Consider the following 22,999-nt stretch of genomic DNA (forward strand, 5'->3'; position numbering starts at 1 on the left):
GTTTAGAGTAGGAGACTTTAAAGCGTCCTACTAAAATACCACTCCAAGACCATTTTGATGAGAAAGCCAAAAAAACCGCCGCCCAGTGCCAAAAAAATCCAAAATGTGCCTTGTTTGCCTGCATTGTTTTTCTTGGAAATATCGTACATGATAAAAAATAAAAACGCGATAAAGATAGGCAGCAGCACATACATGCCAAGTTTGGTGATTAACTCACTAGAGACTAAAACAAACATGTTATTATCCTATGATTGTCATCAGACATTAAAAAATTTTAGCACATATTATACGCCAAAAAACCGCGTTTCCTTGTAATGGCATGTATCTTTTGACAGGATTATAATGAAAAAACCATCAAAAATTGGTATATTGAACGCCAAAATCAATGCCCATCGATTGTGAGCGAGTGATAGCGTCAAATCGATGGTGATTCATTGATTTATCGTGCTTTTTTAGCTATCAATCCTGCAACAAAACCTGTGAGCCAACAAAGAGAATTTCCATGTCAGAACAACAACCCGTCATTTCGCAAGCCTTAGCATTAGTGGTGGAATCACTAAAACAACAGCAAATTTTGCCAATCGATTGGGTTGATAACAGTACCATCAGCCGCACCAAAGACCAAGCGCACGGCGATTTTGCTAGTAACCTTGCCATGATAGCTGCCAAGACTGCCAAGAAAAACCCGCGTGAACTGGCGCAAACCATCGTGGCGATGTTGCCTGCCTCGGACATGATTAGCAAAGTTGAGATTGCAGGACCGGGGTTTATTAACTTTTTCTTAGATGATAACGCGCGTTTTGCTATCTTAGACACCATCATGCAGCAAAAAGGCGACTTTGGTACATCCGAAGAATTTGCCGGTCAAAAAATCCAAGTTGAGTTTGTCTCTGCCAACCCAACCTCAAGCCTACACGTGGGTCACGGTCGAGGCGCTGCGTTTGGCATGAGCGTGGCCAATTTACTAGAGGCGGTTGGCTACCAAGTCGGGCGGGAATATTATGTCAATGATGCGGGTCGTCAGATGGATATTTTGGCAACCAGTACCTATTTGCGCTACCTTGAGCTGTGCGGTGAGCCAATTGTATTTCCCACCAATGCGTACCAAGGCGATTATGTCAAAGATATTGCCAAACCCATCAAAAAACAGCATGGCGATAGCCTAAAAACCGCCTGGGAACATATGCTACTCAATGTACCTGCCGATGCCCAGTACCAAATCGATGCCAACGGCGAAAAAGTATGTGTGTCAGGTGATAAAGAAGCCCATATTGACGGGCTGATTGCCAATGCCAAAGCCAATTTGGGCGATAACTATCAGATTTTTCATGAAGCCGCACTTAGTACCATCTTGGCAGATATCCAAGATGATTTGGCGGATTTTAATGTCCATTTTGACCAATGGTTTAGCGAAAAATCAATCCAAGATGCCATTGTGCCTGCTTTGGAATTATTAGAGCAGCGGGGTTTTTTATACCAAAAAGATGGCAATTTGTGGTTTAAATCCACCGAATTTGGCGATGAAAAAGACCGTGTCGTCCGCCGTGCCAATGGTCAATTTACTTATTTTGCCTCGGATATCGCCTACCACAAAGACAAGCTTGACCGCGGCTATGATAAGATTATTGATGTGTGGGGCTCAGACCACCACGGTTACATCAAACGCGTGAAAGCGGCATTGACGGCGATGGGCTACGATGCCCAGCGTATGGATGTGATTTTGGTGCAGTTTGTCACCCTATGGCGCGGTACAGAGCAAATCCAGATGTCATCACGCTCAGGTCAGTTTGTGACCTTACGTGAACTGCGTCAAGAAGTCGGCAATGATGCCGCGCGCTTTTATTATGTTGCGCGTAAACCAGAACAGCACATTGACTTTGACTTAGAACTTGCCAAATCCCATACCAAAGATAATGCAGTGTATTATATTCAATATGCGCATGCGCGTATTTGCCGTGTGCTTGAGCGTACTGAAGAGCGCGGTATTAAGGTCGATGACAAAGCCGGCAAAGCACACCAGCATCTGCTGACCCAACCGGTTGAAACGGATTTATTGAGCTTACTGGCTTCTTACCCTGAAGTGCTACGCCGTGCTGCGGTCAACTATGAGCCGCATTTATTGACCAATTACCTCAAAGATTTGGCAAGCTTGTTCCACGGTTGGTACAACGACAACCGTATCTTACCCAAAGATGGCGAAACCCCGACCCAAGACGAACTCAACTTGATGCAGGCGCGTCTGCGTTTATCAAAGTCGGTACGCCAAGTGATTCAAAACGGCTTAATTTTGCTCGGATTAACGGCACCAACCAGTATGTGATATGATTAAGATACGCTAAAAACGCTGTAATATTACCGTATCCCATGTCGTAGGAGATGATGATGGCAAGACCCAAAGGAGCGACCCCGCGTAAAGCGCCAAGCACGATGTCGTTTTTTGCTGCCATGTTGGTGGGCATGATATTGACCGTGGGGATTGGTCTGTTTGTTTATTTGTGGAATCCATTTAACCAAGGCAAAACCACGAGCAGCGATGAAACGCCGATGGTGCAGCCAAAGGTGCAAGACAAACCCAAAACCAATAACTACGAGTTCTATGACTTACTCAAAGAACAGCAGGTCAGTGCCGTCCCCGACGAGGCCGCTGCCAGTCAGCCAGTCTCGGCGCAGCCTGATGTGGTGTTGACCCAAGCTGACAGCACCAGTGCGTCCAAATCAGCGAATGTCAGTGTGGTCGATAATCCGTTGTTGTCTGATGATAATGGTACCAAACCACGCACTTCAGCCAACAATAGTACGATAGACACCAGCACCGCTGCCGATGACAAAAGCAGTGCCGATGCCATTGTCATTGGCAATGAAGAGCCTACGCGGACATATATCTTGCAAATCAATAGCTTTGATAATGCTGATGATGCCGATAGACGCCGTGCTGAAGTGCTAATGGCGGGGGTGGATGCCCAAATCGTCAAAAAACGCTTAAGCAATGACCAAACTGTCTATCAAGTTATCTCTCGCGCCATGAGTAGCCCAGAGATGGCGGCACAAGCCCAGCGCCAACTACAAAATAGCCGCATTGATTCACTGATTGTCGAGCAGCGTCGCTAGGCTGATTTGCATGCAAAAAAACCGTGTTGTGATAACACGGTTTTTTATTTTTTGGTGGCATTAAGCTTTTTTACGGCTAAATTTGCGTTGCTTTTTATTTTGCAGTTCAGTCAAGGTGCGTTTGATTTCCTCATCAGTCAGTTGTGAGATTTGCTGTAAGATATGCATCACGTCCATATTAAGAATAAATCGCGCGCTTTTTGCCATGGTATGAATGCGAGCATCAAACTCAATCACCCCGCTGGCCGACACCGTAATATAACCAAGACGCTCTAGCGCATCCATAAAGCTAGTAAACAAGGCACGGTCAAAAAAATCTGGCATGTCATCTTCATATAGCACGGATAGACGCTGACCGAGCAGATGACCCAAATCAATCACTTGATCTTTGGTGAGTTTGCCTGAGCCTTGCTGACTCAGCAGCGCAAGTACCATAAAGTAGCGCTCTAGACTTTGCTCAACTGAGTTGGCAAGTACTGTCAACTGCTGATAGCTACGGGTATTCGGCTCTGGCGTGGTCAGCATGCGATGACCGTCCGCATTCACTCCTTTATCCACGATGATGTTTTCTTCGACCAACGTATCGATATGCTCTCGCAAAGTGTCATTTAGGGTGCGCAGTGGGTATTTCAAAAACAACTCTGCTTGCAAGAAGGGGTACATGATACCTACCACCCGCTCAATGGTGTTTAGGCTCATGGTGCCATTACGCTGTATCAATGATGCGCACAGTGACGCGATGATATAAATATGCAAAATATTGTTGCGAAAATAGCTCAGTAGCGGCGCTTGACCGTCCGCAATACGAATCAAATCACCGAGCACATGTGGGGTGCGCTCGATGAGTTTAAGCTTGACACCATAATTGATAATGGCTTCTGGGCTTTGCTGGGTGATTGACACATCATCATCATACGGGATTTTTTCTGCAATACGTTGATACAGTGCCAACTGTTCACGACAGCTTTGCTCATCGAGCGCGCCATGGGGCGTGTCGAGCAGTACCAAAGCTAGCAAAGTGACTGGGTTAAGCACCGCAGAGCGGTTGATACGCTGCATGATTTTGATGCCCAAATTGTCAATCATGTGAGTGACATTGGCGGGCATATCACTATCAGTACGATCTTTGGGTAGGGTGTTTGGGGCAACGTCAAATTTTTTCATAAAATCAGCTAGATACAGCGGCTGACCAAAACTGACGTGCACATGACCAAAGATACGCTCGATTTTTCGGCTAGCTTTTAACAGACCGAGTAGCGACTCAGATTCTTTGGGCTTACCTTTAAGCTCACCGACATAAGTGCCGCCTTCCATAATACGTTCATAACCGATGTAGGTCGGGATAAAGACAATCGGTTTGCCTGCTTGGCGCAGATGGCTTTGTACCGTCATCGCTAGCATCCCTTTTTTGGGCGGTAACAAGCGACCTGAGCGCGAGCGACCGCCTTCGATGAAGTACTCAATCGGCGTGTTGCGCATCAACATACTATGCACGTATTCACGAAACACCGCAGAGTACAGCGGATTGCCTTTAAAACTGCGACGCATAAAGAAAGCGCCGCCATTGCGTAGTATTTGACCTAGCACGGGGATGTTTAGGTTCTCGCCTGCGGCAACGTAGGGCACACGCAGCCCACGTTTATAAATCACGTATGACAGCAACAGATAGTCCATGTGACTGCGGTGGCAAGGCACATAGATGATTTCATGGTCGGATGCCAGTTCGCGTACCCGCTCAAAGTGCGCCACCTCAACCCCGTCATACAACTGTGTCCACAGCCAGGTCAAAAACCGGTCAAAAAAGCGCACGGTTGCAGACGAATAGTCACTGGCAATCTCGTTCAAATAGCCACGTGCCAATTTTCGGCTTTTGGCGAGTTCACGCGAGTTTTCTTTGCTATCGATATTGATGGCGTGCTGAATGGCAGGCGTATACAGAATTTTATCGACCACATTGCGACGGTCTGATAAGTCAGGGCCCAAGATGGCTTCTTGTTGTTTATCCAGATAACCTTCTAAACGCTGCTGTACCCGTGCAGTGATGGTGTGTAAATGCTGGCGGTCTTCACTAGCATCATCAGTGGATGCTAGGCTACCTGATTGCAGCGCAGGGTTTTTGCTAATCTCATCTTCGATGATGCCACGCAGGTCTTTGGGCGCGTGAAACTGCACATAGGTATCTCGCCCTTTGACCCCGATATTAAATAGCTGTTTGCTGATGGTGGGTACTTGCCATTCATCAGCGGTGAGGAGGTTAAACAGCGAATCTTCTTTTTCTGGGGCGCGCCCCCACAAGATAGTGACAGGAATAAAATCAATGTGTAGCGTTGAGTATTTCTCGACGGCTTCAATCAAGCGTAATAGGCGAGGTGAAAATACGGCGCTGTCATGAGACAGTTTTTCTGTTTTATGGTGATGCAAAAAAATCATTGCGGTATTTTCATCAATACCATGCGCCCGATCGATGACATTGGCTAGGGCAGGGGGTAAGTCGTATTGTTTGGTTTCTAGGTCAATTAAAATACTGTTGCTACGAGAATACTCTTTGAGCACATAAAAGGTGAGGCGCTGGCTTGAGGTGTCGCTATCCATATTGTTATTGGCGCTTGCTAAGCTATCGCTAGCTGGCGGTAGCTTATCATCGCTAACATGGGTGCTAGCTTGGCTAATATTGGGGATGTCGCCGATAAGTTTGGATTTGACGGCGAGCCCCAATAATTTGCCAGAGACTTGTCGGTATAGATTTTTTAACAGCGGGGTCGCAGCAGGATGGGTACCTTTGTTATTCGCTTCGGTAGTGCCTGAATTTTTCCCTACGTGATTCATAGTATGCCTAGTGATTGCGTGATTTTTTCGTGAGTTTTTAAAGATAAATACAAGGTTTAAAATATGTCTTATCATGCCATAGATTGATGAATTTCTAAACCTTATCACGCAAAAATTCTTGTATAATGAGTGACTTTAATCCATTTTATCTACCCAAAAATAACGTTAATCATAAGAGTGTCTATGGCAAACCAGCAAGATATAAACCATACCCATACCATTGATATCACTCACCAACCACAGGTGCCGGTAACAGCCGTAACGCAGCAGCTTGAGCAGCAAGCGAGTTGGCAGCAATTGGTCTCGCAGTTATTAGAAACCTTAACCCTCGTGCCGTATCAAGACAATGTATTTATTGGGCAAAGCCACGATTATGTCGGCGCGCGTATTTTTGGTGGGCAAGTACTGGGACAAGCATTGATGGCCGCCAGCCATACCGTGGAGCATGCAAAACCTTGCCACTCATTTCATGGCTATTTTTTGCGCGGTGGCGATATCAATAAGCCTGTATATTACCAAGTCGAGAAATTACGTGATGGTCGTAGCCTTGCTTCACGTCAAGTGACAGCACGCCAATATGATGACGATAATCAACCGAGCATTATTTTTACCATGATGGCGTCTTTTTCACCGTTTGAAGAAGGGCTTGAGTATCAACAAGCGATGCCAACGTATCCTGCGCCAGATGTGTTGCTGACCGAGCAGCAGCTCAAAGACCAAGTGGTAGGCAAAATCCCCGATGCGCTCAAAGCGCGCTTTATGCGCCAGCGTCATATCGAAATCAAGCCAGTACAGCCGCGTGACCCGATTCATCCAAAAATCATGCAACCTAGCCAAGCTAATTGGCTACGTATTCCGCAGCTGGGTAAACAGTCAATTCAAGTGCAACAAGCACTGCTCGCATTTTCTTCTGATTTTTATTTGATTGGTACAGGGCTGATGCCACACGGGATTAGCTTTATGACCAAAGGATTGCAAGCGGCAAGTATCGACCATAGTATGCATTTTCACCGCCCATTTGATATGAATGATTGGTTACTCTACAACATGTGGTGCGATACCACGTCACAGTCAAAAAGCCTAAACCACGGTCAATTTTGGCAAAATGGTAAATTGGTCGCCACAACCCAGCAGCAAGGGCTAATGCGACTGCGCTAGTGATTCAATAATTTTACCTTGTATTAAATAGTAGCCGTATAAGAGAGAGAAATATGTCCAATCCCCCAATGAGTGATGCCGTTCGCCAGAACATCGCCCAACAAGACAATCACCCATTAAAAGGCTTTGCTGTTATCTATGAGCAAAAAGTCGAATGGGGCGATATGGACGCGTTCAATCACGTCAATAACGTGGTGTATTACAACTATGCCCAGCGCGCACGTATCCACTACCTTGAACAAGTCGATATGTTTAACTTACAAACTTATACCGTGCTCGCTTCGTCATCTTGCCAGTATTTAAATTCGGTCACTTTCCCCGATGTGCTTTGGATTGGTATTCGTGCCAAAAAAATAGGCAATACCAGTCTGACCCATGACTATGTTTACTTTAGCACGGCCCAGCAAAAAGTCGTCGCTACCGCCTCCTCAGTCATTGTATTTTTTGACCAATCCGGTAAAAACAAGCAACCGATTTCTGATGGTCAACGCCAACAATTTGCCGAGTTAGAAAGTCATACGGTTTAACTGTTACTAAAATTGTTAAAAAAGCCACAAGCTGCAATGCTCGTGGCTTTTTTTGTCTAGTGAATTGCTATTTGTGGTCTGGGTTGGCAACGGTTTCGACCAAGTTTAGGTCAAATCCTGATAACGCGTTGAATTTGAGCGGTGATGACAGCAAACGCATATCACGCACGCCCAGATAACGTAAAATCTGTGAACCAACCCCAATGCTGCGGTAGGGTTGGTGTTTAAGCGGTGAGTTGGGTTTGTCAGCCACAAAGTTATCGAGCGCTTCGCCCATATCAATCGCTTGCTGATGCCCAATCCAGACAAACACGCCACGCTCGGATTGGCTAATTTCTTTGAGTGAGGCATGGATATCCCAGTTACTCTTACCGCTGTTGGGTAGCTGCACGGTGAATAAATCGCGCAATGGCTGGAAGCTATGCACCCGCACAGTGCTCACGCCTTCTTGTGGGTTGCCCTTGACCAGTGCCAAATGGGTATCCTCTGAATTTTTTTCTTTAAAACGATAAGCAGTAAACTCACCAAACTCAGTTTGCATAGGATAATTGGCAATGGTTTCTACCGTTTGCTCATTGGCAATACGGTAATTAATCAAATCGGCGATGGTACCGATTTTTAAGCCATGTTCTTTGGCAAAAATCTCTAGGTCATCACGGCGCGCCATTTCGCCATCTTCTTTGATAATTTCACAAATCACCGCCGCAGGTTCAAGTCCTGCCAAGCGTGTTAGGTCACAGCCGGCTTCAGTATGACCGGCACGGTGTAGCACACCGCCATTTTGTGCCACGATCGGGAATACATGTCCCGGTTGTACGATGTCTTCGGGTTTGGCAGTCGAAGACACCGCTGTTTGGATGGTTCTGGCGCGATCCGCTGCTGAGATACCTGTGGTGACCCCTTCTGCCGCTTCAATCGATACCGTGAAGTTGGTGCTAAATTTAGCGCCATTTTTATCCGACATAAGCGGTAAATTGAGCTGTTCACTGCGGTCAGCGGTGATGGTCAAACACACCAAGCCACGCGCATGGGTAATCATAAAGTTAATATCTTCTGGGCGTACATGGGTGGCGGCCATCACCAAGTCGCCTTCGTTCTCACGGTCTTCATCATCCATCAAAACGACCATTTTGCCTGCACGGATGTCATCGATAATTTCTGCCGTTGTATTAAATGCCATAAAAGTGCCTTTGTTAGCGATTTATTAAAATAACATTGATTAAAAAACTGATTGAAAAATAGGGACAGAAAATAAGCGCTATCAGCTAGTATGTATTGTTCAAACTATTGTCTAAATTAATCTTAACAATCACTTCATTAAATTGGGTGAAGCTAGCACAGGCGCTCATTTTTTATTAGATCGCTATTATAGCATTAACTCAGTTAGTCTAAGCAGCGAAATATTGATAGCCATAGACGTTGGTAGCGCATTCAGATAAAACATGCGGATAAATTAGTTGAAAAATTTAACAAAAAGTGCTGATTTTGTATAATTTTTGAGCAAAAATTAAAAAAAACTGATATATTATTACTTAATAATTAATAAAAATTACATTCTTAATACGTTTGAAGAAAACGTTATTAAAAAGTCATAGACGTCTAACCGATTTATTTATCTAAGGATCCTGTGATGTCAGTCTTTTATCTTATTTATACGAGCAAAATTACCTTGCAAGCAAGTCTGCATACGATGACGTTGCCTGATATCTATCGTCAGTCATTCGCGCGCAACACTCAGGCAAATGTCAATAGCGTACTATTTCTCAAGCAAGGCAACTTTCTACACTATATGGAAGGTAGTGAGCGCACTATCACCCAACTATTTGACAAAATCAAAGCCGATAAAAGACACAAAAATATTCACGTCATTGCGCAGGGACAGGCGCCCAATGCGCTATTTGGACACTGGAAAATGCACTGCATCAATTTAGATAGCGTCAGTGATATGGATGATGTCGATGATATCAGCCCCCTGCTAGATTATTTTGAAACTGCGCAATTTGATAGCGCCAGTGTCCCAAGGTTACTTGCGGATGTAGAAAACTATTATCGTTCGGGCAAATGGCAAAGGCATCAACATACCAACTTTGATAAGGGCAGTTATAGCCATGCCACGCTGCGCCGATTGGGCTTTAAGCATCGCTATTTTTTGTGGATTCAGCTTGGGTTTTTATTGGTGTTTTTATTGCTGGTGATATACTGGGTATTACAGAATAGGGTTCATTGGGCTGCGCTAAATCATCCATTGTCTGCTTTGACGGGTTTTTTAGCCGCCGCGCTTTAATCACCGCTGTTCAATGATTGCCCTTTAACCACTGTATAAAGGCATAGGTTTGCTGTTCTTTGGCATTATCAGCAAAGTCAAACAACCGCGTGCCCAGCAAATTATCAGGCAGATACTGCTGTGGGTGGTAATGGTTAGGGTAGTCATGCGGATAGATATAATTGGCGCCATAACCTTCGGCGCGCATCAGTTTGGTGACGCCATTACGCAAATGTAGCGGTACGGGCGATTGGTCATTTTCGGCCAGTCGCATCGCTTTATTGATCGCCTGATAACTAGAATTGGACTTCGGCGATGTCGCCAAATACACCACCGCTTGCCCCAAAATAATCCGCGCTTCAGGCATACCGATGCTCTGCACGCTTCGCAGGGCGGTATCGGCAAGGAGTAACGCATTGGGATTGGCAAGTCCGATATCTTCACTTGCCAAAATCACCAACCGCCGCGCAATAAAGGCAGGGTCTTCGCCCGCTGTCAGCATCCGCGCCATCCAATACAGTGCCGCATCAGCGTCGCTACCACGGACTGACTTAATCATCGCTGACACTAGGTCATAATGGCCATCACCTGATTTGTCGTAGCGTACCAGGCTTGCACCTGCCACCGCGATGACATTGTCATCAGTCACCACAATCGCTGACTGGCTGCCTTGCTTAAAATTGGGGCTTGATTGAATGGCGAGTTCAAGTAAATTTAACGCCTTACGCGCATCGCCTTGCGATAGCGCAAAAATCGCTTGGCTTGATTGTATTTCAATCTTAAATTTTTTAAAAACTGCATCATCGCCAATGGCACGTTGTAGTACTTGGCTGATTTCATCTTCGCTCAAGGGGTTGAGCCGATACACTTGGCAACGAGACAATAGCGCATTGTTGACACTAAACGAGGGGTTTTCGGTGGTCGCACCAATTAAAGTAATGTCCCCTGACTCAACCGCGCCGAGGAGTGCATCTTGCTGGGCTTTGTTAAACCGATGAATCTCATCGACAAATACCACCGGCGGCTCGCCAAACAAGCCGTCATCTTTTGCCAGTACTTCACGCAGTTCTTTGACCCCTGCATTGATAGCAGAGAGCGGGCGAAAAGGACGACCCACTGCATCGGCTAATAGCATGGCTAGGGTGGTTTTGCCAATGCCTGCTTCCCCATGCAAAATAATCGAGGGCAAGTAACTTTGCTCAACAATACGGCGAATCGGTGCGTTGGCATCGAGCAAATGGGTTTGTCCGATTACCTCGTCAAGCGATTTTGGGCGGACACGTTGGGCAAGGGGGATTTGAGCGAGTTGATTCATCATTAAGGTATAAGTTTAACTGGATTACTTAGTCGAAGGTCTTCAGCGATTTCACTATTTTTTAAATTGGAATTGTAGCTAAGTGCGGTACTTATTTGGTAAAAGTAATTTAGTGAAAGTAGCTTGGCAAAAATAACTTGGTAAAAGTAACTGCATTAAAAACAACGAGGGTTTTTTAAGAATTTTAGCATGCCTAAACGATAGCGGTAGGCTAACTTGTTTGATTTGTGTGACTACTTGGATTGAGAAATATTTTTACTTTGTTAAATAAAAATAAACAGTAATGATGTGAGGCTTAATGAGCCATATTATTAAAAAAACTACAATATTGTTAATATGACAAGTGTAGATTGACGGGTCATTTTTTTCTTTTTACAATCTTATACTTTAGTTAATATACAAAATGACAGTTAGTGCTCACTTTGGTATTTCATTATTATTTAATTAGGCATTATTTAATAAGACAGTTTTTTGGTAATACGGGCATCATAACAGCGACCGCATCAATTACTAGGGTAATTGACGGCTTGCGGGGTTGTTATGTTGCGGCAAAGCCATAGGCAAGTTATTAGCGAGTCGTATGAAATTACATCAATCCATCAAACCATCGACTTACTCAGTAAGCCATCATCCACAGCCACTATCACGCGTGCTTACCCTGTCTGCGTTTACGATGGCAATGGTTTCGTTGAATTTGTCCTTATCTTTGGCAGCGACGGCTGCGACCACGGTCACCAAACCTAGCACTACCAAAACGACCCCAACAAAAACTACAACAAAAACCACCACCACGACCACGACAAAAACCACCAAAACGACCAGTAGTCCCACTAAAAATGCTAACAAGCCGCCTGTTAAAACATCAGCTAAAACATCGGCTAAAAATTCTGTTAAAACATTGGCTAAAACCACACCAGCAGCGCCAACCACAAAGCCCACTAGCAGATTGCAGCCCAGTACCAGTGGCGATACCGCGGAGTTTACGCCGATAATCAATACCCCGCCCAATCCTGAGCCTGTACTCAATGCTAGCCCTGCCACCGACGCACCATCAGCAGACACGCCATCGAAAAAAACCGCGACCCGCGCCAATGAAGTCAAAGGGGGGAAAGCAGCTGGGCTCAGCTACGATCCTACTATCAATAATGGGGTGCCTTATCCGCCAAGTTATGGCCTAGATGTGCCCAGTAATTTGACACTGGCACAAGCGCAGCAGTACCTAGTCAAAGTATCACCCAAAGTCGCGGCTGACAATGCGGCAATCGTGAGTAATGAGCTGCGAGCTGAGTCGACCAAAGGCTTAAACAAACCGATTGTGTATCTGGGTGCCAGTGCCACGCATGTACATGTGGATAACAATATAGATACCACGGGCATTAAAAACAACCTAGCCATTGACAACGCAGTCAATAACAATATTGGCAATTTGCCCATCACTTTGCCACTGCCTACTACGGCAGTAGATATCGGTGGTTTAATCACCGACCCGATTCCCAATAGCATCCCTGCCAATGTCGACAAAAATAGAACAGGCGCAAATGTCACCGTGCTGTGGTCTGCTTATAACGGACATAAAACCGAAGCAGTGACCAGTTTGCTCAATGGTATGACCGATGAAAGCCGTGCCGATGCTGACTTGTCACTGGATGAACAATACACCACGCTTACCAAACGCTATTTTCAAACCCAGCTTGCCATCATGGCAGCGTATCTACGCGCCGATGCGCTCAATGCGATTCGTGCCACCGACCATGCCGCACAGCGCGCACTCGATGTGGGGCTGATTTCAAAAGTCGAGCGTTTGGAAGCCAAAAAAGCCTTAGCCGATGCCGAATACGAAAATAGCAAAGCGCTGAACGATGCTGAGCTTGCCATGACCGCGCTACAGCGGTTACTGCGCACGCCGTATTTTATCAAACCAACATCGCCTTTATTTGTATCCACCAAGCCGTTGCCGCCGCTGAGTTATTTTCAGCAGCAGGCTAAAATGCATCACCCAGGTTTTGATAAGGTCGCCGCCAAGTACAACCAAGCCAAAGCGCTGCATGAATTTAGTGAATCCGCCTACAAACCCAATGTCACCGTCTTTGGTCGCTCTGAAATCGACGCTGACCCAAATTGGATTGCTGGGGTGTCTGCCAACTGGAAATTGTGGGGTGGGGTAGATCGCCGTACTAGCACCCAATCGAGCCTTGCCAAGCTGCACCAAGCCGAATTTAGCCAAGTGGATGTCAATGATAATATTATGTTATTGGTAGAAAAAAATTGGCAAACAGTCAACAATGCACGCGATAATTTTATTGCCTTAAATACCAATATTGAGCTTGCCAGTGAGATGCTACGCTTTCGTCAGCTTGGATTTAAAGAAGGCGTCAACACGGCCGTAGAAGTGATGCAAGCCGAAGCCAATTTGGAAAAAGCCAAAACCGAGCAGGCCAAAGCGGCAAATGATTATGTACAGGCAATGGCAGACTTGATGCAAAGCTGCGGTACGCCGCTAGAGTTTAACCGTTATATGCAGGCAGCGGACGTCAAGCTACCCGCGATTTATTTTGAACATCGTAAGAACTAATCAATTATTTTAACCCGTGTCTTTATTTCACCAGTAGGCTTACCGTATGGCTGATCCACAAAACCCAACACCAGACAATGCGATGGACAACGCTAAAGACAACGACAACACTTTGGACAGCGCTGCGGATAATGCTAATGCAGCGATGAACGCCCAAGCTGCCGATGAGCCGCACGCAGAGGACAGCCTGTCAGCCGCTGCGACGGATAGCCGCTACGTGCCGCCTACCAAAAAACCCAATAAAATCCGCACCATCATTATTGCTTTGATTATCCTTGGGCTGATTGGACTGGTCGCATGGGGGCTAATCAAAGACAAGCGCGAAACGCGCAGCGCGCCTGTGACCATCCAAGGGCATATGGAAGTAGAGCAAACGCCTGTCGCTGCCAAAGTTGCCGGTCGTATTGCCAATATTTATGTCAAAGAAGGCGATGAAATTAGCGTGGGCACACGCTTGATTGATATGGATAGCCCAGAAATCAATGCCAAGGTCGAAGAAGCACAAGCAGGCAAAGAATTAGCCCAAAGCCAACTGGACAAAGCCAACAATGGCGCAAGACCGCAAGAGATTGAAATGGCAAAATATCAGTACAATTCTGCCCAATCCGCGGCTGACCTTGCCAAAGTCACCTACGAGCGTATCAACCGACTCGCGGCAGAAGGCTTGATGTCACGGCAAAAACGTGACGAAGCCTATACCAACTATGTCGCCAGTGTCGATAAAGCTAAAATCGCCAAAGCGCAATATGAGTTAGCCAAAACAGGCGCGCGCAGTGAAGATAAAACCGCTGCCCAAGCACAAGTCAGCCAAGTAGAAGGCAAGCTTAAAGAAGCGATGGTTGCCAAAGAAGAAGCCAATCTTAAAAGCCCGATTGCGGGTATCGTGGACAACGTGATTGTCAAACCAGGTCAAGTGGTGGGACAGGGCGTACCACTGATGACCATTGTCGACCCCAAAGACCAATGGGTCGTGCTTAACGTTACCGAAAACAATCTAAACCATTTTGCAGTCGGTAGTGAATTTAGCGGTACGGTTCCTGCATTATCGGTCAACAATCAGCCTTACCGCCAAGTGTTTAAAGTTTACGCAAGTTCCGTACTATCAGATTTTGCCACGTGGCGCCCCACCAATAGCAAAGACGGCTTTGATATGCGTACCTTTGAGATTCGTGCGCGCCCGAGCCAGTCAGATACACGCCTAAGACAGGGCATGACCGTATTGGTTGATATACCGGCAAGCCAGCAGCCAACCCAAACAAAATGAAGTCAATTATGACATCAAAACTGACATCAAAATTGACCTCAAACAAGGGCTCTAAACCGTCACCGATATCGTCCACTGTGCCAAATGCTAGTGACAGTGACAGTGTCAGTGCTAGTGACAGCGCTAGGGCTAGTGATAATGACCATGAGCGTCATGCGTATTCGCAGTTTGATAACCGCTCAGGCTTTGTGCAATTCTTTGCGGCGTTTTGGTACAGTGCGCGCCGTGAATGGGATTTTTTGGTGCAAAATCGCTGGGATTTTTCCTTGATGTTTTGGATGCCCATTGTGCTGATATTTTTGGTTTGGTGGATTTTTAGCAAAGGCATGGCAGTCGGGATTCCGATTGCGGTCATAGACAATGACCACTCCGCGCAATCTGCGACGATTATCCGGTATATTGATGCGACGCCTGAAGTTGCGGTGGTTAAAAGTCTTCATAGTGCCGCTGCCGCTCAGCAAGCCATCGAGACTACCGATGTCATGGCGGTGGTTGAAATCCCAGAGAATTTTTCAACCAATCTACTGGCTGGCAAAACCTCGCGCTTGCTACTCAATGTCAATGCCCAATATGGCACGCATTCAGGCATGATACAAAAAGCGGTACAGACAGCAGTTAGTACATTTTCGGCAGGCGCAGAGATGCAGCGGCGAGTCGCCATTGGCGAAGATGTCACGCTGACCAAAACCAGTTATGCACCGATACAATCGCAAAGTGTGGCACTGTTTAATACTGCCAATAATTATCAGCAATTTTTGGCGGTCACGGTGGTACCAGCCTTACTACATATTTTGTCGATGGTGATTGGGGCTTCAACTGTCGGGCGAGAGTTGGTCGACAAGACGTTAGGTGAGTGGTATCAGTCGCTAACATCCCCCAAATTTGCCAGTAACCATGCCAGTAATCATGCCAGTAACTATGCCTTTAACCGCCTCTCTAACCCCAGCCATCCTGTGACCCTGGGGCACGAAAAACCCAAACTATCGCTGATTATCGCAGGGCTCAATGGCAAACTAATTTGGGCGATGTTTGCCTATACGCTTTGGGCGGCGGTGGCATTGACCTTGGTGATGCAAATTTTCCCCATTCGTTTGGCATCCGTAGCGATTACTTATCTGATATTTTTAATGTTTATGATGGTGTCGTTCTGGCTTGGGGTGATTGTCACGGTCGGTACGTTTTCGTATCGTCAAGGCTTGTCATTTACCGGATTTATCTCCGCGCCGTCATTTGCTTTTTCAGGGGTGACATTTCCATTTTTGGCGATGAGTCCTGCCGCGCAGCGTTGGGCAAATGCCCTGCCATTAACCCATTATCTCAACTTGCAAACCGCCCAATTACAAATGGGTGCACCGCCATCGTTTGCCTATAGCAGCTTTATCGGATTTTTTATTGCCGTCATGATTACCTTGTTGTTAGCCGCCTTGTTGACCAAAAAGGCCTTGCTGAAGCCTGAAAAATGGGGGCAACGCTGATGCCCACCCAGACAACGCCCGGCAAAATCGACGTAAGCAAATCTGCAAACATTTGGGAGCGCGGTTTTTTGCTGCAAGTTTTGCATGTATGGCGCAGCGTGTTTCAAGATAAAGGGGTGCTCACTATGCTACTGATTGCCCCGATTATTTATGGCTTTTTTTATCCTTGGCCGTATTCAAAAGAAGTGGTGCGTCATGTCCCTGTGGCAGTGGTGGATTATGACCATTCAAGTCTATCGCAGACCATTATCAGCTACGCCCAAGCCAATCCACGCATCCAAAGCACCATTGTAAACGATGAAAACAGTGCCAAGCAGCTGATGTGGCAAGGCAAGATTGCAGGCTACATGGTGATACCCTCAGGGCTGTATCAAAAAGTGACCACAGGACAACCTGCCAAGGTGAGTATCCTTGCCAACGGTAACTATTTTTTGCTCAATAAACAAGTACAATCTGGGTTTTTAGAAGTCATCGGCACCGTGTCCGCCGGGGCGAAAGTACAAAAAAATGTTGCCATCGGGCAAGACATCACGGTTGCCAAAAACAATATTTCCCCTGTTGTGCTGACGATTAATCCGTTATACAACCGTACCGAAGGCTATGGTAGCTACATTGTCCCTGCGGTTGCGATATTGATTCTGCAGCAGATGTTTTTGATGGGCACGGCAATGCTAGTGGGTACTTGGGCAGAGCAAGACATGCACCGCGCTTCGATGAAAACGTGGCTTGCGCGAATATTGGGCTTAGCGTGTTTTGGTTTTGTGCTCGGCTGTTTTTATTATGGCTGGGTATTTTCCAACAATGACTATATCCGTAACCAAAATCTGACGGGTTCACTGGTACTGCTTGCCCTGTTTTTCCCCGCGGTAACGGCACTGGGCTGTCTACTTGGGGTGTGGTTTGGGGCGCGAGAACGGGCGATGCAAATCTTGGTCGCAAGTTCAATGCCGATGCTGTTTGTCTCAGGGATTTCATGGCCGTATCAAATGCTGCCTGAGCCCCTGCAATATTTGCGCTGGGTATTGCCTAGCACCTCGGGGATGAATGCCTCTGTGATGCTGAACCAAATGGGCGTGCCACTGGCGTATGTCAACGTGTATCTCATGGCACTCATAATGATTTTCTTGGTTTGTTTATTGCTGTTACTTTTATTAGCGAGTAAAGAAAGTGAATCGTTAGCAGATTAATCCTTGCCAACGGTTATTTTCTTCCTCATGCGCTTACACAGGTGGTTATTTGCCAAATTTGCGATGCGTGTAGCGAGCATCTATCATCCATCATCTGTCATTTGATAAACTTTTCGATAGCACATTGACACAGATGGGCAATCCGTGTTTATCTAGCACAATGAATACAACATAATTGAATTTTTCAACTGATTGGCATATAGGATTTATCAGTGATCAGTATTTTTGATTTATTTAAAATTGGGATTGGACCTTCAAGTTCGCATACCGTCGGACCGATGAAAGCGGCGAATCTGTTCGTTAGCGCATTATCACAGCAGCAGCTACTGACGCAGGTGGATAGGGTGCAAGTCGAGCTGTTTGGTTCGCTTGGTGCGACGGGTAAAGGGCACGGTAGTGATATAGCGGTGATGCTAGGTTTGATGGGAGAGCAACCACAGACGACGGATGTCGCCGCTATTTCACAAAAAATTGCCGATATCCAAGCGCAAAACACGCTATATCTAAATCAGCAGCATAAGATTAACTTTGTTGCTGACAAGGATTTAATCCTAAATGGTAGGGTATCGCTGCCCCATCATCCCAATGCCCTGACTATTACTGCTTTTACAGGCAATGACATTGTTTACCAAAATACGTATTATTCAATCGGCGGCGGGTTCGTGCAGACCGAGCAAGAAGCCCAAGCAAAAGAACCGGTGATTGAAAGCGTTAAAAAACCGGTACCTTATCCGTTTAACAACGCCAAAGAATTATTACAAATTTGCCAACACAATCAACTGTCAATCGCCCAGGTCGTTCGAGCCAATGAACTGGCTAACTTGGGTGAAGATGAGCTGCTGGGTGGACTTAACGATATTTGGCAAGTCATGCAAGACTGTGTCAATGATGGTTGTCGCCACGATGGTATTTTGCCAGGGGGCTTACAAGTACAGCGCCGCGCCAAGGCGATTTATCAGCAGTTATCCGCTGCCGATAGCCGAAAAGCATTTAATGATGCTCTTGCCGTGATGGATTGGGTGAATCTGTATGCGTTGGCAGTTAATGAAGAAAACGCCAGTGGCGGACGTGTGGTGACTGCACCCACCAATGGTGCGGCAGGCGTGATACCTGCAGTTATGCATTATTATCGAGATTTTTGTCCAAGTTATACGCTGCAAGGTTTACATGATTTTCTGCTAACCGCTGCGGCGATTGGTATCATTATCAAAGAAAACGCCAGCATCTCAGGCGCCGAAGTGGGCTGTCAAGGGGAGGTCGGCTCGGCATGTGCGATGGCGGCGGCAGGGTTAACCTATGTGCTTGGTGGTAGTCCTGCCCAATGTGCCAACGCTGCCGAAATTGGCATCGAACATCACCTTGGCATGACGTGTGACCCGATTGCGGGGTTGGTCCAAGTACCTTGTATCGAACGCAATGCCATGGCGGCAGTAAAAGCGATTAATGCCTCAAGGCTTGCGCTTAAAGGCAATGGGCAACATGTGGTATCACTTGATAAAGCCATCAAGACCATGAAAGAGACAGGCAGAGATATGATGTCAAAATATAAAGAAACCGCAATGGGCGGGCTTGCTATCAATGTCCTAGACGAGGATGTTGCCGCCCAGTCAAATCTGATTCCGACGCTAGATGTGACGGTCAATTACAGTCAATGTTAGTGCTACAGTAAAAAAAACCGATTCGCCAAGGAATCGGTTTTTTTGTGCTTATCAATCAATCGCAGGCTGATAATCCCCTGTAATAATACCGTCTTTGATGTCATCGGCTTGCGCCAACACTTGCGCCAATAAGGCTTTGACATTGTCAAGCGTGGCGATGGGGCTTAACGTGGTCATTTTAAGCGATTGCATATCTTGGTGAGCATCCCCTTGCTTTTGGTAACTGACGCGCGTCACGCCGATATTGGCTTCACCTTTGGCAAATAGCTCATCGGCGACATTTTGGTTCAAGCTATCAATCAACTCAGCCGGGTAATCTTTGGGTACCACGCGAAATAGTACGGAGGCAAACTGTGGCTCTACCAACAATTCAAGCCCATCAGTGGCTTTGATGTAATCAGCAACTTCGCGGGTCAAATCAACGCCATGGTCAATCATCGAGCCGTATAATTCTTCGCCCAAGGCTTCCACCGTCAGCCATAATTTTAGCGCATCAAAACGGCGCGTGGTTTGTAGCGACTTAGAGACTAGGTTGGGTACGCCATGTTCTTCGTCATACGCAGAGTTTAAATACTCAGCTTCATAATGCATGAAGCGATAGTTAGCTTCATCTTTGAGCAAAAATGCCCCGCAAGAGATGCTTTGGAAGTAGTGTTTGTGGAAGTCGAGGGTGATAGAGTCGGCTTGCTCAATGCCTGCAAGTTTATCGCGGTAGTTATTCGATAAAATCAGCGCACCGCCCCAAGCGGCATCAATATGAAGCCATGCACCGTACTCATGGGTAAGCTTACGAATCGCAGGGATTGGGTCAATCGCGCCCGCGTCGGTAGTGCCTGCGGTAGCGACCACACAGGCGATGATTTTGCCTTCAGCTTGCAATTGCGCCATGGTGTTTTCAAGTGCGGCAACATCCATCTGCGCTTGGTCATTGACTGGCACAGTGACCACTGATTGAAAACCCATGCCCATCATTGCCATGTTTTTTTGCACGCTAAAATGCGCGTTTTCTGAGCAGATGACTTTCACTTTTTGCATGGCATCGGCTGGGATACCGTCACGCTGTACTGACCATTCAGACCCATCGTCATTTTTATAGTTTTTAGCGATACACCAATCACGGGCGAGTAACACGCCCATCAAGTTGGATTGGGTGCCCCCTGAGGTGAATACGCCCGCTTGTCCGCTACCAAAACCGACTTTTTGACGTAGCCAATCAATCAGTTGTACTTCCATCAGTGACCCTGCTGGGCTTTGATCCCAAGAGTCCATCGATTGGTTGGTGGCATTAATCAGCACTTCGGCGATTTGGCTTGTGACCATCGTTGGGCAATGCAAATGCGCAAGCGAGTGGGGGTGATGCACCTTTAAGCTTTTATTAAGGAATAATTCGACTGAACGTTTTAATGCGTCTTCCAAGCCAAGTCCTTCTTTAGAAGGTTGAAAGGCAATCTCAGCGCGCAGCTGCTTGATACTACCGCCGGTGTACATTTTGTCATTTTTGAGCCAATCGGTGACGGCTTGTACAGCGGTGTGCATATTTTTTTGGTAATCGGCAATGGATTGGCTGTCATTACAAAATAACGCTTGGCGGTGCTGTGATAAGTTTGACATTATGGTTCCTTTTAAATTTTTACGGTCAATTATTTGACGCACTCACGTTTATAGCATGGATTTTATAGCATAGATGACGGCGACTATGGGCGTGAGTAGGGTTAATCTCACGGATTAGCCGTTCGGTTTTGGCGATATTATTTTGTCTATTTTATCCAAAACGGGCTGATTAAAATGACACAAAAAACGGCAAAGCCACGTCAGTAACTTTACCGTCTTGATAGGCAATAATCAATTACCCACGCACTTTTTGCACGGCTTCAGCCACTGCCTTTTTAAAGCGTTCAAGCACCGCATCACATTCTTCTTGAGTGATGTTAATCGGGCAAAGCAAGCGAATCACTGTACCGCCACGACCGCCTTTTTCCAGCAGTAACTTGTTGTCAAAACACGCTCTTTGAATCGCATTTGCCATGTCAATGTCAGCAGGATACGAGCCGATACGGTCAGCAGGTTTACGCTCATCGACAATCTCAATACCGGTCATCAAGCCGCGACCGCGCACGTTACCGATACAAGGAAATTCTTGGGCGATTTTTTTGAGTTCATCACGCAAAAATTCACCACGGATGCGCGCATTTTCCGCCAAGTTTTTGCTGCGGATTTCATCCAATACTTGAATCGATGCCGCCATCGCAAGCTGATTGCCACGGAAAGTACCGGTGTGACCGGCTGGTGCCCATGCGTCGAATTTTTTGTTGATGGCAAGTACGCATAGTGGCAAACCACCCCCGACCGCTTTACTCATCACCACCACGTCAGGCACGATGTCGGCATGTTCGAAGGCAAACATTTTGCCTGAGCGCGCAAACCCAGCTTGCACTTCATCCAAAATCAATACGATATCATGCTTAGCGGTCACTTCACGGATTTTTTGTAGCCATTTTTTGGGCGCAGGGACGACACCGCCTTCCCCTTGAATCGCTTCTAGGATGACCGCAGCAGGTTTGACCACGCCGCTTTCAACATCCTCAATAAAGTTTTCAAAGTAGTAAGTCAGCGCATCAACACCCGCTTCACCACCAAGCCCAAGTGGGCAGCGGTATTCATGCGGATAGGGCATAAACTGTACCCCTGGCATCAAATTGCCCACTTTTTCTTTGGCAGACAGATTGCCAGTCATGGCAAGCGCGCCATGGGTCATACCGTGATAACCACCGCTAAATGCGATAACGTTGTCACGCCCTGTATAAGTTTTTGCTAATTTAATTGCCGCTTCTGTACCGTCAGCACCGGTCGGACCGCAAAATTGCAATACAAAATCTTTTGGGAAAAAAGACAGCAAGGATTCGGTAAATGCATCTTTGACAGGTGTAGTGATATCTAGGGTGTGCAGTGGCAGACCACTTTGTAACACATCATATAAGGCTTGTTTGACGGCTGGGTGGTTGTGACCCAAAGCTAATGTACCAGCACCGGCTAGGCAATCAAGGTAATCATTGCCTTCAACATCGGTGACCCAAATACCTTGGGCTTTAGCTATAGCTAGCGGTAGTTTGCGGGGATAACTACGAACATTAGATTCCATCGTGCTTTGACGAGTTAAGTAATATTCGTTAGTGGCATGAGAAATAGGGTGTACAGGGGTTTGAACGCTCATATCGGATTACCATCTCAGATAAGGGTTTAAGAAAATTTGCTTGTGGCTATCTTTCTCGAACTTGTGAATAACATATCAGTCAGGATGACTGACACCAAAACAAAAACGTTATACCGCAGAACCCCAAAATGCCATAACACTGCACCCAAGACCTAACAATATAACGTTCAAAATTTATGGGGGCATAATACCCTTTTTTTGTGAAAAATACAGTCTTTTTTGCAAAAAATCGCCTCAATCTTTCAAATTGATAACACAGGCTATATTTTGCGATGGCAAAGGCAAAAAATCACGGTAAGCGGTGAGCAATGAGCGGCACAACACTACGAAGCAGGGTGGAAATTCTAACAATCGTTGACAGTCAATGCAGTTTATCAAAACGATTCAATCACTATCTCAATAAAAAATTACTTAGTTAATACCATATTAATGAAT

Annotated in this window: 16 protein-coding genes; 10 read left to right on the forward strand and 6 right to left on the reverse strand. The window is 46.2% G+C overall.

The annotated features are described in order from the left end of the window. Positions 1-17: 17 nt before the first annotated feature. On the reverse strand, positions 18-236 hold the full coding sequence (locus H9W84_RS00945) for a DUF2788 domain-containing protein (protein WP_007117392.1): 219 nt from the start codon (positions 234-236) through the stop codon (positions 18-20). A 266-nt stretch (positions 237-502) separates the two neighbouring features. On the opposite strand from H9W84_RS00945, the gene argS reads away from it, so the two are divergent. After that, positions 503-2,320, forward strand: a complete 1,818-nt coding sequence (gene argS, locus H9W84_RS00950) for an arginine--tRNA ligase (RefSeq protein ID WP_239741305.1) — start codon at positions 503-505, stop codon at positions 2,318-2,320. 62 nt (positions 2,321-2,382) lie between these two features. Next, on the forward strand, positions 2,383-3,108 hold the full coding sequence (locus tag H9W84_RS00955) for an SPOR domain-containing protein (RefSeq protein WP_096488321.1): 726 nt from the start codon (positions 2,383-2,385) through the stop codon (positions 3,106-3,108). A 60-nt stretch (positions 3,109-3,168) separates the two neighbouring features. On the opposite strand, the gene plsB is transcribed toward H9W84_RS00955, so the two are convergent. Beyond that, positions 3,169-5,934, reverse strand: a complete 2,766-nt coding sequence (plsB, locus tag H9W84_RS00960) for a glycerol-3-phosphate 1-O-acyltransferase PlsB (protein WP_239741307.1) — start codon at positions 5,932-5,934, stop codon at positions 3,169-3,171. Positions 5,935-6,117: 183 nt separating this feature from the next. On the opposite strand from plsB, the gene H9W84_RS00965 reads away from it, so the two are divergent. After that, positions 6,118-7,092, forward strand: a complete 975-nt coding sequence (locus H9W84_RS00965; protein ID WP_239741309.1) for an acyl-CoA thioesterase — start codon at positions 6,118-6,120, stop codon at positions 7,090-7,092. A 53-nt stretch (positions 7,093-7,145) separates the two neighbouring features. Continuing rightward, complete coding sequence (locus H9W84_RS00970) at positions 7,146-7,619, forward strand: acyl-CoA thioesterase (RefSeq protein WP_239741310.1); 474 nt, start codon at positions 7,146-7,148, stop codon at positions 7,617-7,619. Positions 7,620-7,686: 67 nt separating this feature from the next. Here the strand turns inward: H9W84_RS00970 and ribBA are convergent, their stop codons facing one another. After that, positions 7,687-8,799 (reverse strand): bifunctional 3,4-dihydroxy-2-butanone-4-phosphate synthase/GTP cyclohydrolase II, encoded by a 1,113-nt coding sequence (gene ribBA, locus H9W84_RS00975; RefSeq protein WP_239741312.1) that lies wholly within the window; start codon positions 8,797-8,799, stop codon positions 7,687-7,689. Positions 8,800-9,249: 450 nt separating this feature from the next. Here ribBA and H9W84_RS00980 point away from each other — a divergent pair, with 450 nt between their 5' ends. Continuing rightward, the gene (locus tag H9W84_RS00980) at positions 9,250-9,903 is read left to right on the forward strand and encodes a BLUF domain-containing protein (protein WP_239741314.1); all 654 of its coding nucleotides are present in this window, start codon (positions 9,250-9,252) and stop codon (positions 9,901-9,903) included. Positions 9,904-9,913: 10 nt separating this feature from the next. Here the strand turns inward: H9W84_RS00980 and H9W84_RS00985 are convergent, their stop codons facing one another. Then, the gene (locus H9W84_RS00985; protein ID WP_239743578.1) at positions 9,914-11,197 is read right to left on the reverse strand and encodes a replication-associated recombination protein A; all 1,284 of its coding nucleotides are present in this window, start codon (positions 11,195-11,197) and stop codon (positions 9,914-9,916) included. A gap of 580 nt (positions 11,198-11,777) precedes the next feature. On the opposite strand from H9W84_RS00985, the gene H9W84_RS00990 reads away from it, so the two are divergent. The 5 genes from H9W84_RS00990 to H9W84_RS01010 all read left to right on the forward strand — a co-directional run bounded on the left by H9W84_RS00990 (position 11,778) and on the right by H9W84_RS01010 (position 19,353). Continuing rightward, positions 11,778-13,769 (forward strand): TolC family protein, encoded by a 1,992-nt coding sequence (locus H9W84_RS00990; RefSeq protein ID WP_095356477.1) that lies wholly within the window; start codon positions 11,778-11,780, stop codon positions 13,767-13,769. Positions 13,770-13,815: 46 nt separating this feature from the next. After that, positions 13,816-15,033 carry an HlyD family secretion protein gene (locus H9W84_RS00995; protein ID WP_239741316.1) on the forward strand — a complete coding sequence of 406 codons (1,218 nt, stop codon included), beginning with the start codon at positions 13,816-13,818 and terminating at the stop codon, positions 15,031-15,033. Between the two features lie 8 nt (positions 15,034-15,041). After that, entirely contained in the window at positions 15,042-16,508 is a 1,467-nt protein-coding gene (locus H9W84_RS01000) for an ABC transporter permease (protein ID WP_239741318.1), read from the forward strand. After that, complete coding sequence (locus H9W84_RS01005) at positions 16,508-17,695, forward strand: ABC transporter permease (RefSeq protein WP_239741319.1); 1,188 nt, start codon at positions 16,508-16,510, stop codon at positions 17,693-17,695. Before H9W84_RS01000 ends, H9W84_RS01005 begins: the two co-directional genes overlap by 1 nt. Positions 17,696-17,907: 212 nt before the next feature. Continuing rightward, positions 17,908-19,353, forward strand: a complete 1,446-nt coding sequence (locus H9W84_RS01010) for an L-serine ammonia-lyase (protein WP_239741321.1) — start codon at positions 17,908-17,910, stop codon at positions 19,351-19,353. Positions 19,354-19,404: 51 nt separating this feature from the next. Here the strand turns inward: H9W84_RS01010 and H9W84_RS01015 are convergent, their stop codons facing one another. Both H9W84_RS01015 and H9W84_RS01020 read right to left on the reverse strand, forming a co-directional pair. Beyond that, complete coding sequence (locus H9W84_RS01015; RefSeq protein WP_239741323.1) at positions 19,405-20,964, reverse strand: pyridoxal phosphate-dependent decarboxylase family protein; 1,560 nt, start codon at positions 20,962-20,964, stop codon at positions 19,405-19,407. A 235-nt stretch (positions 20,965-21,199) separates the two neighbouring features. Then, the gene (locus H9W84_RS01020) at positions 21,200-22,564 is read right to left on the reverse strand and encodes a diaminobutyrate--2-oxoglutarate transaminase (protein WP_239741325.1); all 1,365 of its coding nucleotides are present in this window, start codon (positions 22,562-22,564) and stop codon (positions 21,200-21,202) included. Positions 22,565-22,999: the final 435 nt, after the last annotated feature.

The sequence above is a fragment of the Moraxella tetraodonis genome (assembly GCF_022359095.1).
In the GTDB taxonomy this organism is placed as follows: domain Bacteria; phylum Pseudomonadota; class Gammaproteobacteria; order Pseudomonadales; family Moraxellaceae; genus Faucicola; species Faucicola tetraodonis.